The sequence below is a fragment of the Sporosarcina gallistercoris genome (genome assembly GCF_014836415.1).
GTDB classification, from domain to species: Bacteria; Bacillota; Bacilli; order Bacillales_A; family Planococcaceae; genus Sporosarcina; species Sporosarcina gallistercoris.
Genome location: NZ_JACSQY010000003.1, coordinates 23,806 through 36,398, shown reverse-complemented (window position 1 = coordinate 36,398; position 12,593 = coordinate 23,806). Strand labels below are relative to the sequence as shown.

The 12,593-nt window shown below is 43.3% G+C and carries 13 protein-coding genes and 1 pseudogene; 3 read left to right on the top strand and 11 right to left on the bottom strand.

Translation table 11 applies throughout. The features are described from left to right. Positions 1–135 precede the first annotated feature (135 nt). The 3 genes and pseudogenes from H9659_RS05550 to H9659_RS05545 all read right to left on the bottom strand — a co-directional run bounded on the left by H9659_RS05550 (position 136) and on the right by H9659_RS05545 (position 993). Positions 136–285, bottom strand: coding sequence for a hypothetical protein (locus H9659_RS05550; RefSeq protein ID WP_191688945.1), 150 nt, complete (start codon positions 283–285; stop codon positions 136–138). After that, positions 245–379: pseudogene (locus H9659_RS15380) on the bottom strand (IS5/IS1182 family transposase); the annotation flags it as partial. The gene H9659_RS05550 and the pseudogene H9659_RS15380, both read right to left, overlap by 41 nt. A gap of 383 nt (positions 380–762) precedes the next feature. Further along, positions 763–993, bottom strand: coding sequence for a hypothetical protein (locus tag H9659_RS05545; protein WP_191688944.1), 231 nt, complete (start codon positions 991–993; stop codon positions 763–765). Positions 994–1,138: 145 nt separating this feature from the next. Here H9659_RS05545 and H9659_RS05540 point away from each other — a divergent pair, with 145 nt between their 5' ends. Beyond that, positions 1,139–1,576 carry a YaiI/YqxD family protein gene (locus H9659_RS05540; protein WP_191688943.1) on the top strand — a complete coding sequence of 146 codons (438 nt, stop codon included), beginning with the start codon at positions 1,139–1,141 and terminating at the stop codon, positions 1,574–1,576. A gap of 57 nt (positions 1,577–1,633) precedes the next feature. On the opposite strand, the gene H9659_RS05535 is transcribed toward H9659_RS05540, so the two are convergent. After that, positions 1,634–1,933, bottom strand: a complete 300-nt coding sequence (locus H9659_RS05535) for a cupin domain-containing protein (RefSeq protein WP_191688942.1) — start codon at positions 1,931–1,933, stop codon at positions 1,634–1,636. A gap of 187 nt (positions 1,934–2,120) precedes the next feature. Between H9659_RS05535 and H9659_RS05530 the strand changes: the two genes are divergently transcribed. Together H9659_RS05530 and H9659_RS05525 are read left to right on the top strand one after the other, a co-directional pair. Beyond that, a complete protein-coding gene (locus H9659_RS05530) occupies positions 2,121–3,197 on the top strand; it encodes a type III polyketide synthase (RefSeq protein WP_191688941.1) in 1,077 nt (358 codons plus the stop codon). Positions 3,198–3,207: 10 nt separating this feature from the next. Further along, positions 3,208–3,738 carry an isoprenylcysteine carboxyl methyltransferase family protein gene (locus H9659_RS05525; protein WP_225217681.1) on the top strand — a complete coding sequence of 177 codons (531 nt, stop codon included), beginning with the start codon at positions 3,208–3,210 and terminating at the stop codon, positions 3,736–3,738. A 45-nt stretch (positions 3,739–3,783) separates the two neighbouring features. Here the strand turns inward: H9659_RS05525 and nhaC are convergent, their stop codons facing one another. The 7 genes from nhaC to H9659_RS05490 all read right to left on the bottom strand — a co-directional run bounded on the left by nhaC (position 3,784) and on the right by H9659_RS05490 (position 12,568). Next, on the bottom strand, positions 3,784–5,184 hold the full coding sequence (gene nhaC, locus H9659_RS05520) for a Na+/H+ antiporter NhaC (RefSeq protein ID WP_191688940.1): 1,401 nt from the start codon (positions 5,182–5,184) through the stop codon (positions 3,784–3,786). A 310-nt stretch (positions 5,185–5,494) separates the two neighbouring features. Further along, positions 5,495–6,247 (bottom strand): thermonuclease family protein, encoded by a 753-nt coding sequence (locus H9659_RS05515; RefSeq protein WP_191688939.1) that lies wholly within the window; start codon positions 6,245–6,247, stop codon positions 5,495–5,497. 296 nt (positions 6,248–6,543) lie between these two features. Continuing rightward, positions 6,544–7,866: an FAD-dependent oxidoreductase gene (locus tag H9659_RS05510; protein ID WP_191689196.1), complete on the bottom strand. Its 1,323-nt coding sequence runs from the start codon at positions 7,864–7,866 to the stop codon at positions 6,544–6,546. Positions 7,867–8,092: 226 nt separating this feature from the next. Then, positions 8,093–8,512, bottom strand: a complete 420-nt coding sequence (gene arsC / locus H9659_RS05505) for an arsenate reductase (thioredoxin) (RefSeq protein ID WP_191688938.1) — start codon at positions 8,510–8,512, stop codon at positions 8,093–8,095. A 26-nt stretch (positions 8,513–8,538) separates the two neighbouring features. After that, the gene (locus tag H9659_RS05500) at positions 8,539–9,834 is read right to left on the bottom strand and encodes an arsenic transporter (RefSeq protein WP_225217680.1); all 1,296 of its coding nucleotides are present in this window, start codon (positions 9,832–9,834) and stop codon (positions 8,539–8,541) included. A 13-nt stretch (positions 9,835–9,847) separates the two neighbouring features. Beyond that, entirely contained in the window at positions 9,848–10,195 is a 348-nt protein-coding gene (locus H9659_RS05495) for an ArsR/SmtB family transcription factor (protein WP_191688936.1), read from the bottom strand. Between the two features lie 333 nt (positions 10,196–10,528). Next, positions 10,529–12,568, bottom strand: coding sequence for a catalase (locus H9659_RS05490; protein ID WP_191688935.1), 2,040 nt, complete (start codon positions 12,566–12,568; stop codon positions 10,529–10,531). Between the last annotated feature and the right edge of the window lie 25 nt (positions 12,569–12,593).

Sequence of the window (12,593 nt, the reverse complement as noted above, 5' to 3'; positions counted from 1 at the left end):
GGCAGACTGTAGACAAAAGGGTTGGATATCGATTTGATTTCCAACCCTTTTGTCTTTTTGCATCGTTGACTCTGAAAATAAGGATAACAGGCCGTTGATCTCCGTTCCGTACGGGCGCTTTCCGGGGGCTTGCCCTCAGCCTCCTCGTCGCTTCGCTTCTGCGGGGTCTTCGCGCTGCGCTAATCCCCAGGAGTCGCCGTCCTGCACTTCAATCAACTGAATTTCCCATGAGACATTCACTTCTTTCAACCAATGGACAAATGAAGGAAAAATCACCTTCTGCATCTAATTTACGAACCAGCTGCTCTTGCGAAACTACCTGTTCGATCGTAAGCACTTCCATCTGTGCTCGTTCATTAACTTGATTCTTCGTCATCATTTCTATCATATCATTTGATAGTTGGGAGATCCTGTTGATTGTAGCGGAGAGCGGCGACTCCGGAGGAATCAGCGAAAGCTCTGACGAAGAACAGCTTTTGCGAGTAAAAGCGAAGCCTTAGGAGCAGGTGTTTTCGAAGACCCTGGACTGAGCAAAGCGAGGAAGATGAGTGCTGCCTTAATTTCAGAAAAATTCGCTTAAACACGGCCAATCGAACTCTTCGTGATTCGATTGGCTGAGAGCAAGCCCCGTCAAAAGCGTCCGCCCGCAGCGGAAATCAACTTTTCATTGTTAATTCCATAATAAAAGAAAAAAGACTGTAGACAAGCCCCATGATTTCTGGAGTTTGTCTACAGTCTGACCATCCCTATAGAAGGGATGGTTTAGCTATTGATGGAGTTCATCGCTCCTGAATCCTGGACATTGTCAAAATTCCCGGCGCCTGTTCGTTTTTTTATTTCTTCTTCGGAGAGCGGAGGTGTGACTTTTCCTTCTTCAATAGGGGATTCCTCCAGATAATGCGTTTTCTCTAATGCTCGATTTTTAGCATCCATCTGACGTCCATACTCTTCAGCTTCTTCCACCGTCATTTGACTATTCTCAGGTGTATTCATCAAATCCTCTCCTATCTTTAGATTACCTATTTTTTCTTATAAGTATTCCCTAACACCTTCTGTTGAAACATCGAAAAGAGTGAAAAAATGATTTTTTATCCTATGCTGTGATACGCTCTTACTAACTAAGTGGGGTGAAAGAAAAATGAAAATATTAGTCGATGCAGATGGATGTCCTGTAGTGGACATCACAATCAGTACTGCAAAGGTCCATCAAATTCCTTGCTTACTCATTTGCGATACCGCTCATGAAATGGTTCGCGAGGGTGCGGAGACAATTGTTGTTTCTAAAGGGGCAGATGCAGTTGACTTTGTCCTGGTGAACCGCATTCAAAAAGACGATATTGTTGTGACCCAAGATTATGGTCTTGCTGCCATGGCACTCGCTAAAGGCGGACGTCCGATTGACCAAAACGGCAGATGGTACACAGATTCAAATATCGATCAGCTGTTGTACTCCCGGCACTTTGCTCAAAAAGTTCGACAAGCTGGCGGGCGATTAAAAGGGCCTAAAAAACGCTCCGCCGAACAAAACGAAGCGTTTCAAAGTAGTTTAAAGAACCTGATCGCACGTCAAAACTGAGTATATCTTCCACTCTAAGTCGCATATTTTATTACAATCCGACATATCATGATTGCGTTAAGGTGTGATTTGAAAGACACAGATATCCGCATCGGTCTCTGCGAGCAAGCTATGTTTTTCGTAAGGGGCCATGTGAAGGATATTTTCCTTCGAAACTGTTACCGGAATGCCTTCGACAGTAAAACGGACTTTTCCTCTTCTCACAATGACCAGCACTTCTCTATCAGAATCATGCTCCGCCACCGCTTCACCTGCACGTAGCTGGATGTTCAGCACCTTGGCATTTGGAATGGAACATACTTGTTCAACCGACTTCGCCTTACTGGATAATTGACTGCGTGTTTCAATAAGTTTCATGGTAATCTCTCCTTCATAATTGTTATAGTGCAATCGTTCCTGTGCAATTCGTTTCGACAGGATCACATTTCTTTGCTTCTACCTAATGTACAAGACTTCAGTATATTTTACTTATTTAGCGTTCGAACTAGTTTGAATTACCTGGATTTAGGAAATTATATAAGTAAAGACAATAGGAGGTTCACATATGCCCCAGATTTTATCCGTCAGTACTCATTTACCACCTAATCTTATAAAACAGGAAGAAGCCGTTGAATTATCACGTTCCGTTTTCAGTGGACGTTTCAAAGACATCGAACGGTTGTTAACTGTGTTTCAAAATGGGGATATCGAACAGCGAAATGTGTGCATGCCGCTCGATTGGTATGGGCAAGCCCACGATTTTGAAGAGCGAAATGAGTTGTATATATCTCATGCGATTGAATACGGGACAGTGGCGGTCACAAAGTGTCTCGAGTCTGACATGCTCGATCAGAAAGTGGATTACAAAGATATCGATGCCATTATTTTTGTATCCAGTACCGGAATTGCCACCCCAAGTATCGATGCCCGTATTATGAATAAGCTACCCTTTCGTGACGATGTAAAACGTATCCCTCTTTGGGGACTCGGGTGTGCGGGCGGCGCTTCGGGGTTAAGCCGTGCCAACGAATTCTGTTTGGCATACCCAGAAGCAAACGTCCTCGTTCTGGCGATTGAGTTGTGCAGTCTGACGTTCCAGAAAGACGATTATTCAAAGAGTAATCTCGTCGGCGTTTCGTTATTTTCAGATGGAGTCGCTTGTGCCTTAGTTGCTGGAGACCGGTCCAAGTTCCGTTCACAGGAAGTGCGTCCCTCTATTGTTGCGACAACGTCAAAGCTGATGCCCGATTCTGAAGACGTTATGGGATGGGATGTAAAAAATAACGGCCTGTACGTTGTCTTTTCAAAAAGCATCCCTACTATCATTAGCGACTGGCTTGGACCTTTTGTCCATCAATTTCTAGACAAATACAACCTCATAGACAAAGACATCTCCCATTTCGTTGCACATCCAGGCGGAAAAAAAGTGTTGGAAGCTTATGAAGAAGCTCTCCACTTCGACAATACTATGACTGAGATATCTAGGGACGTCTTGCGGATGAACGGAAACATGTCCTCACCCACGGTTCTTTACGTACTGAAAGAATTTATGGAATCGAAGCCTGCAAAAGGGGAATATGGTGTGCTCGCTGCACTTGGACCTGGGTTTTGCGGAGAACTTCAATTGTTGAAATGGGAATGAGGTGGACAACTTGTTCTTCTGGATTGTAATTTCAATTGTCATTCTCCAACGGCTCACGGAATTGGTCATTGCGAAAAACAATGAGAAACGGATGAAAGCTCAAGGGGCTTATGAAGTCGGTGCGCGTCATTATCCGGCAATTGTACTTCTTCATACTGCATTTTTTGTATCCTTCCTACTGGAAGTAGTCATTCGTAAGCCATCTTTGTCTCCAATATGGGGTGCGTTACTGACAATCTTCTTGCTGACTCAATTGTTACGGGTTTGGTGCCTCGCTTCACTCGGGAAGTATTGGAATACCAAGATCATCATCCTTCCAGGTGCCGATGTTGTCATGAAAGGTCCTTATAAATTCATACGGCACCCGAACTATGTCATCGTTGCGACAGAAATTCTTGTTCTGCCAATGATATTCGGTGCTTATTTCACTGCAATTGTATTCACCTTATTGAATGCCTGGATGATGTCCGTCCGCATCCCTCAAGAAGAACAAGCGTTAAAAGACGCTACCAATTATAAAGAAAAGTTTTCATTGGAATAAATAAAAGCAGTGGCTCACGTTTTGCGGCCACTGCTTTTTTGTATGTTATGAATGGGATTCTTTTGCTGAGTCTTCGTATGTCAACGTTTTACCGAACACGCTGAACAAAACGGTCAAGATCGGTGAGAACAGACAGAAGAACGCAAATCCGAAGTAGTCCACTACAGGTACACCTAGTACATCTGCAATGAATATCCCGCACACGCTCCACGGAACGAGCGGGTTAACGACCGTCCCTGCATCTTCCATAACCCGGCTCAAGTTTTTGCTCGCAAGACCTAATTTCTTATACTGTCCTTGGAATGCTTGGCCTGTCAGTAAAATGGATAAGTATTGCTCTCCGATCAGTACATTTATGCTGATCGCAGTTAACGCTGACGCCCCAATTACCGAACCTGCAGAACGTAGCGATTGTTCCACTTGCGCAAGTAACGTCTGTACGATGCCCAGCTTAAACAACAACCCGCCCATTGTCAGCGCTAAGATGACCAACGTAATCGTGAAGAACATGCTGCTGATGCCTCCGCGACTTAGTAGACTGTCTACTGCTTCGACACCTGTTTCCGACTTGAAACCCTCAAAGAGGATTGCAAAAACTTGTGAGACACTATAGGCATGCAACGCGCACCCGATGACGACTGCGGAAGCCGTACTAGCCGCGAGCGTCAAAAGTGCAGGCACTTTCATGATCGTTAGAACAATAAGAATGACTAACGGCAAGAACGAAACCCAGTTCACAAGGCCGGTTTCTGCAAGTGCTTCGCGGAAAGACTGGATCGTGTCTAATTTAGCATCCCCTGCTGATGGAGAAAGAATCGCAAAGATTCCAAACGAAAGGACAAACGCAGGAACAGTCGTCCACATCATATTTCGAATATGGGCAAACAAGTCGACACCGACAATCGATGAAGCCAAATTTGTCGTATCGGACAAAGGAGACATTTTATCCCCGAAGAATGCACCGGAGACAATGGCTCCAGCTGCAATGGCTGGTGATAGACCGAGTACTCCTGACATACTAAGCAGCGCTACCCCTACGGTTGCAACAGTTGTCAATGAACTCCCGATGGAGATCCCGATAATTGCTGTCACCGTAAATGCAATTGCGTAGAAATAAGAAGGGGTAATGAGTTGAAAACCTGCATTGATCAAGCTAGGAATCGTTCCGCTCATCATCCAGCTGCTAATGAGCATGCCGATAAAGAAGAACAAAAATACTGCTCCCATTCCGGCCCCAGAACCTTCTGTCATTCCGTCTTGTAATTCCCTGTATGAGACTTTCTTTACGAATCCATAGCCGATGAGCAGTAAGATACTGCCTAAAATCGGTAAATGCGGCACTGCACCAAAAAATATAATGCTCACACTAATCATCGTGACGATAATAAAAATAAGAAGAGCCGCTTCTAATACTGTTGGCTTAATACGTGACTGAATATGAAACATGACTGTGTCCCCCTCGGTTTTTGCGTACAAAAAAACTCCATTCGTTCCCTAAGACAGGGACGAAGGAGTTCTCCGCGGTACCACCCATGTTGACAAGCTGACATCGCTTATCCACTTCATTGGATTCAAAGATTGCTTGTTGACGTAATTCATGAACGAAGTGCCTGGACTTGCACCACCTATCCAGTCTCTAGTTGCTGCGATCTTCGTTCACTACTGCATCATCACTTTGAATGAATATTTACGTTTCGGTTTGAATGATTATTGAAATCTTACCATGACTTTATAGTTTGTCAAGCATCTACTTTATTTATCTTGGTTCACAAGCGACGCCGTCTTTGTCTCCGTCCATCCGTTCGCTGTAAGCAGGATGGCCTTGTTTTACACCCTCAGGGTATACTTTCCGGAGTTCTGTACAATTTGCAAACTGTTCAGTAGGCTGTGTGGATGGCTTTTCAGATTCTGGTTTTGATGAAGTATTTCCCTTTACAGGATAGGTGTCACTGTCAAACCCACGATCGGTTGCATAATCTTCTAACGTCCAAATTCCAATGCCTTTTTTCTTCGCTTCGTTCTGGACTTTTTCGTAATCATCCAGATGCCGGGTGTTCGGAGGATACACATACGCAACTCTGGCAAGCCCTTCTGCCAGCAATTTCTCCTGAACGCTTTCACCATCTATGTAAATATAGGCAAGCAATCGGCCATATTTATCGTACTTCTGTCCGATGTCAAATTCGATTTCCAGCTTTCCGCTATTTATCAATTCCTGATTTCGCCGCTTCGCTTCTTCACCAAAAGGCTGCTTTCCCAATCTTGGATGATTCGTCTCAGGAGTATCTATGAGTAAATAGCGGACGTTCGTTTCTTTCCCCTCATACACAATTTTAATCGTATCCCCGTCAATCGTTTTGACTAACTCAACTGGGATCAGACCTTCTCTTGAAGGAGATACATCCTCTTCTGGAGAGAATATGTAGTACGCTCCTGCGAGAATCACCGCAACCACTAGTGCCGATAGACTCCCCTTAGCTTTACTCGTTTTTCTTGATTTTTGTGCCATTTCGTTCATTCCTCACTCAATTCGTCATTCTAACAAGTTTAGCAGGTTGTATGGCGAATGAAAAGCAGACGCCTCAGAGGAATCTGCTCACTCAAATAATTCATGTCCCGCTTCATGGGTTTAACAGTATTGATATTACACAACTAAATTATCAACTCAAATTCAGTTAAGTTTCTTTCATGAAAGTATCCATCTTTATATTGGTTTTCTCCGGTCTAATTTTCTAAAAAAACCATACAAAGTAGATAGCGAAAACTACTCTTTTGTTAAATAATCTCTGTCAATTACAATCACCATTAACAGTTTCCAGTAATAGTGTTACAGCAAGTCTCATCCTTTTTTGTAGATTCAAGGTTTATACTACACACACCGGTATCGGGTAAGTCTAGTTCCACGTTCTTCGCAGATTCGAAATCTCCTGTCAGATAGGCTACAACTGATCTCACTTGTTCATATCCAGTAGCCATTAGGAAAGTAGGAGCACGGCCATAACTCTTCATGCCGACTATATATAGATTCTTCTCCGGTTGTCTCAACTCCTCTTCACCATGTGGACGAACCGTACCACAACTGTGAAGGTTTGGATCAATTAGTGGAGCAAGCATGCTAATACTCTCGGTTGCTGCATCAATATTTAACCTTACTTCACTTAAGAAAGAAAAGTCAGGGTGACTCCCCGTATTGACAATCAGCTCATCAAGTCCTTCAATTGAAAAGCTTTCTCCGTTTAGTTCCCCATTTAGTTTTAAAGAGCCTTTATTTTTCTCTACGCTATGGATTCTATAAGGTGTGTACACCTGAACACGTCCTGAATTTACTAATTGATGAATGCGCAATCCAAGTTCACCCCGCGCCTGAAGGGCATCCTTCTCTTCTCCACCGTACGCTTCTTCAACATTTTTTTTACGAAGAATCCATGTAACGTTTAGATCGGGATGTTTTTCATTCAGCTCAGATAACTCCAGAATCGTATTGATCGCGGAATGTCCTCCACCTATGACAGCCACTCTTTTTCCAACGTACCTTTCATACTCTTTGCCATTAACATTTGGAATGCCATAAAATATCTGATTCTCAAAAGACTTCTCTTCCGTTGTCCAAACACCAGCAGAATTCATAGGGTTCGGTTGTCCCCACGTTCCTGTTGCATCGATGACAGCTTTTGCTTCAATCATCTTGGTTAACCCTTGAGTTTCCATATACAGGACAAAAGGAATGTCCTCTCTATTAGCTGTTTTCATCTTATCAAGCCCTTTTCTACTAATAGAAATCACCTTTGTATTCAGCCGGATTGAAGGACCGATTTGTGGTAATTCTGCTACCGGCAGCAGATAATTTTCCACTAACTCTTTGCCAGTCGGGAGTACGTCAGGTGCAGGTGTTTCCCATCCTTCTTCTTCAAGGAGCTCTCTCGCTACTTTATCAATATTATATTGCCATGGTGAAAACAAACGAACGTGACCCCACTGTAAAACATGATGTCCTACATGCGGACCAGCTTCTAAAACGATAAAGTCCTCTCCTGCTTTTGCTAAGTGGGATGCCGCTGCTAATCCAATAGGACCCGCTCCGATGATTACAATTGGAAGCGAAGAGTGTCCGTTATTCTTATTCTTCATCTGGATGGGTAATTCAACAGTTGAGCAGCAAATAGTTTGTTTTTTCAAGGTAATACCTCCATATATTCATAAAATAATTAAACTATATCCAATCACTTTCGCCTCTTCATTATTAAAGGATGCAATACATTGACAGAATAAGATTTCACGTTCAGCACATCTATACATAAGCATATCCTTATATATCATACTAGAAAAACCGCAAGAAGCCTATACGGTTTATTCCTTAGTTGCCTGTTTTAGCGAAGAGTTCAATCCTTGCACCTATTTCGTCACGTATCTGCTGAAAAAATGCCCATTTCACCTCGTCTGTTCCTTCTGCTTTCGCAGGATCATCAAATCCCCAATGTTCACGTTTTATATGAGACGGTGTCACGGGGCATTTGTCAGCTGCATCCCCACAAAGAGTAACAATGAAATCTACATTATTTAAAAGTTGCGGATCAATAATATCCGAAGTTTGGCTCGAAATGTCAACGCCAACTTCATTCATAGCCTTCACCGCATTCGGATTGACTCCGTGCGCTTCAATACCTGCACTTAGTACTTCCCAATCTTCACCAAGAAACTTTTTTCCCCACCCTTCAGCCATTTGGCTGCGGCATGAGTTACCTGTACACAAGAAATAGATTGTTTTTTTCGACATTACTATTATCCCCTTCTTTTTTCATATTAGACTACCATTAACCACAAATAGAGGCCCATCAATGTAACAAACAAAGTAGGAATTGTCAGGATGATACCGATTTTGAAATAAGTTCCCCAACTGATTTTCACTCCTTTTTGAGACAGGACATGCAGCCATAAAAGAGTCGCAAGGGATCCGATCGGTGTGATTTTCGGACCAAGATCAGACCCGATTACGTTCGCGTAAATTAAAGCTTCCCGTATCGGACCGGAAGTCGTTGTCTCCGCAATCGCTAACGCATCAATCATCACAGTAGGCATATTATTCATAATGGAGGAAAGGAATGCTGCTATAAAGCCCATAGCCATCGTTGCGGTGAATAAGCCCTGGTCGGCAGCCAATTGAATTACATCCGCCAACACACTCGTCAAGCCCGCATTTTTCAGGCCGTACACGACTACGTACATACCAATCGAGAAGAAAACGATCGCCCACGGTGCTCCTTTCAGCACTTGTTTCGTTTGAACAGCAGAACTTCTTTTTGCCATGTACAAGAAGAATAAGGCTACGATTCCTGCAACGAATGATACCGGTACCCCGATAAATTCACTTGTGAAGTAACCGATCAGTAAGATGCTGAGAACAATCCAAGATAATCGAAACATCTTGTGGTCTTTTATCGCTTCACTCGGTTTTTTGAGTGCCGCAACTTCGTAGTTACCTGGAATACTTTTACGGAAAAATAGATACAACACTAGAATACTTGCCACTAAAGCAAAGAGATTCGGAACAATCATCCTGGATGCATATTCTACGAAACCGATATCGAAAAAGTCAGCAGAAACGATGTTGACCAAGTTACTCACAACAAACGGCAAGGATGTCGTATCTGCTATGAATCCACTAGCGATAATAAATGGAAAAATCATTTTCTCACTAAAATTCAAATTCCGGACCATCGCCAGAACAATGGGTGTCAAAATCAATGCAGCGCCATCATTTGCGAATAATGCCGCTACGACTGCACCTAGAATACTTACGTAAACAAACAGACGGACTCCGCTTCCTTTAGCGAATCGCGCCATATGAAGAGCGGACCACTCGAAGAATCCAATTTCGTCCAATATTAAAGAAATGATGATAATTGCAATGAAAGCAAGCGTCGCATTCCATACAATCCCCGTTACATCAGCAACATCTCCAAAGTCAACTACACCGAAAAGTAAAGCGACCAGAGCACCTATGCAGGCTGACCAGCCAATCGACAAATTTTTCGGCTGCCAAATGACAAATAGGAGTGTCACCACAAATATCAATGATGCGATAAAAACTGAACCCAATGTACTTTCCTCCTTAGTTACAAGAAATACGTAAACCTTGCACTTCCAATTCGTCAACCAGACCATCTTGTTCAGGCAAGTGATTCAAGATGCTTTCAACAAAACGATAGTCTTCGTGCTTGTTGTTTATCGAGTAAAAGATCCACTGTCCTCTGCGTTCTTCTTTCACCAATCCAACGTCTCTCAGCTTCCTTAGATGCTGGCTGATCGCAGGTTGACTCATCTTAAAAATTTCAACAAATTCACACACGCAGCAATCATGAGTTTGAAGCAACTTCATCATCGTCAGACGAGTTTTGTCTCCAAGCAACTTCAAGAGTTGCGATGCTTTCTGTACCTCTACTATCTTTGATTCGTCCATCTATCATCCCTCCATAACTTTAAATATTATATAATCATATGCTTATATAAACAAGTGCGAAATTTTATTTGCATTGTGAAAAAGGCTGCCAAAAGACAGCCCTTGTTTTTCAAAGCCAATCATTCATAAACTCGTAGTTCCTATCCATAAGCTATATTTAGCTCTTTCCCATCAGCCTGTGACATTCCAAAAAAATATCATTGGATTAATAATCCTGTTCAAAAAATCGTTTTCCCTTGTCAGTAGACTCCTTCCGTTGCGCTCTGGTTAAACGTGCGAACAATGGAGCAAAAGAAGCGTCAGCTGCCCGATGGACAGCTGCCGCTTCCTATTTTATCGATCCCAATGACGGTGTTCAGCTACAGCGTTGACGAACTGAGCAGCAAAGTCTTTTTGTTCATACGTAATTACTCCGGCAGTCATTTCTACAATCGAATCACCTGCAAATGCTTGACCTTTTGAAAGAATGCCAATTGGCTTGAAGTGCTTATAGGCTTCGTTCATGAAGTCAATCGTATCCATTTTGAATTTCTGCGGATTCTCAGCATCTCCACCTGCGACAATGATGGCGTCATACAGTACGGAATGCATCGTCAAGAACGTTTCGTCCACCTCTGCTTCTAAACCATTCATTCCTGTCAGCTTGCCGTACTTCTCACTTACTAAATCTACCTCCATACCCGCTTCTAGACAAGCCTCTACAATCGATTCCACTTCGGAGTCCTCGAACTGATTTCCTATAAGAATCCCGACTTTTCGCGTATCCGGTAATTTCGCTTTGTTCTCTTGGCTCAATGCCGGGGAACTTTTAGTCACGGTGCTTTCTTCACTTGCGTTCGGAGCATGTACACCAACTGCATGAGCAACTGCAGAAGCGAGACCATTATCCACATGACCAAACATATCTACGACTTGCTGACGAATGTCTTTGTTTTTCACTTTCCCTACTTCAAAGCTGAACGCTTCCACAATATGCTTTTTCTCTACAACCGACATACTGTTCCAGAATAATTTAGCTTGTGAGAAATGATCTTTGAACGAATCACTGCGAGCAGCGACTTTGCGTCCGTCCACTTTCTCTTGATAATGAACGTATCCTCCTTCTTCTTCCGTGGAAGTCGACGGCGTGTTATCTGCTAACGAATTCTTATGATAGGAAACTTGTCCTGTGTTGATCGTCTGACGGCCATAGCCATCACGCTGATTATTATGGAATGGACAAACCGGTCGATTGATCGGCAACTCATGGAAATTCGGTCCACCTAGACGGATCAACTGCGTATCTGTGTATGAGAACAAACGACCTTGCAATAGCGGGTCATTCGAGAAGTCAATTCCAGGGACGACGTGTCCAGGATGGAAAGCGACCTGTTCAGTTTCTGCAAATACATTATCGACATTCCGATTCAAAGTCATCTTCCCAATGATTTTGACTGGGATATCTTCCTCTGGCCAAAGTTTGGTCGGGTCCAATATATCAAAGTCAAAGTCGAATTCCTGAGACTCTTCAATAAGCTGTACACCAAGCTCCCATTCAGCATAGTCTCCGTTTTCTATCGATTCCCACAGATCTTTGCGATGGAAGTCCGGGTCTTTACCACTGATTTTTTGGGCTTCATCCCAAACAAGGGAATTCACACCTAGTTTCGGTTTCCAGTGGAACTTGACGAAATGGGATTTCCCTTTAGCATTGACAAAGCGGAATGTATGTACCCCGAATCCTTCCATCATACGGAAACTTCTTGGAATTGCCCGATCCGACATATGCCACATGACCATATGAGCGGACTCCTGGTTATTTGCAACAAAGTCCCAAAATGTATCGTGGGCCGACGCCGCTTGAGGCATCTCATTGTGTGGTTCCGGCTTTACAGCATGAACCAGGTCCGGGAATTTGATAGCATCCTGGATGAAGAAAACCGGTATGTTATTTCCGACGAGATCATAGTTCCCTTCATCTGTGTAGAACTTCACAGCAAATCCGCGCACATCCCGTACGGTTTCAGCAGAGCCTTTACTGCCTGCCACTGTTGAAAAACGTGTGAAAACAGGTGTTTTTTTACCTGGCGTCTGTAAGAAGTCCGCTTTTGTGTATTCACTCATCGATTCGTACAATTCAAACTCACCATGAGCCGCATATCCTCTTGCATGTACAACGCGTTCTGGGATCCGTTCATGGTCAAAATGGGTCATTTTCTCGCGGAAATGAAAGTCCTCCATGAGTGTCGGTCCACGTTGTCCCGCTTTCAGAGAATGTTCGTCCTCCGACACTTTCAAGCCTTGGTTTGTTGTAAGCGATTTGTTTTTGTCTTCTGTTCGAAATGTCTCGAGTTGACGGTGTTTTTTGTTTTGTTCTTCATTTTCGTTTTGCAAGCTGGTCCGCCTCCATTCAAGAATA

Excerpts from the sequence above, each read along its gene's own strand:
- H9659_RS05495 (WP_191688936.1), bottom strand. The coding sequence starts at position 10,195 with ATGGACGAATCAAAGATAGTAGAGGTACAGAAAGCATCGCAACTCTTG.
- H9659_RS05510 (WP_191689196.1), bottom strand. The coding sequence starts at position 7,866 with ATGAAGAATAAGAATAACGGACACTCTTCGCTTCCAATTGTAATCATC.
- H9659_RS05545 (WP_191688944.1), bottom strand. The coding sequence starts at position 993 with ATGAATACACCTGAGAATAGTCAAATGACGGTGGAAGAAGCTGAAGAG.
- H9659_RS05515 (WP_191688939.1), bottom strand. The coding sequence starts at position 6,247 with ATGGCACAAAAATCAAGAAAAACGAGTAAAGCTAAGGGGAGTCTATCG.
- nhaC (WP_191688940.1), bottom strand. The coding sequence starts at position 5,184 with ATGTTTCATATTCAGTCACGTATTAAGCCAACAGTATTAGAAGCGGCT.
- H9659_RS05540 (WP_191688943.1), top strand. The coding sequence starts at position 1,139 with ATGAAAATATTAGTCGATGCAGATGGATGTCCTGTAGTGGACATCACA.
- arsC (WP_191688938.1), bottom strand. The coding sequence starts at position 8,512 with ATGTCGAAAAAAACAATCTATTTCTTGTGTACAGGTAACTCATGCCGC.
- H9659_RS05535 (WP_191688942.1), bottom strand. The coding sequence starts at position 1,933 with ATGAAACTTATTGAAACACGCAGTCAATTATCCAGTAAGGCGAAGTCG.
- H9659_RS05530 (WP_191688941.1), top strand. The coding sequence starts at position 2,121 with ATGCCCCAGATTTTATCCGTCAGTACTCATTTACCACCTAATCTTATA.
- H9659_RS05550 (WP_191688945.1), bottom strand. The coding sequence starts at position 285 with ATGCAGAAGGTGATTTTTCCTTCATTTGTCCATTGGTTGAAAGAAGTG.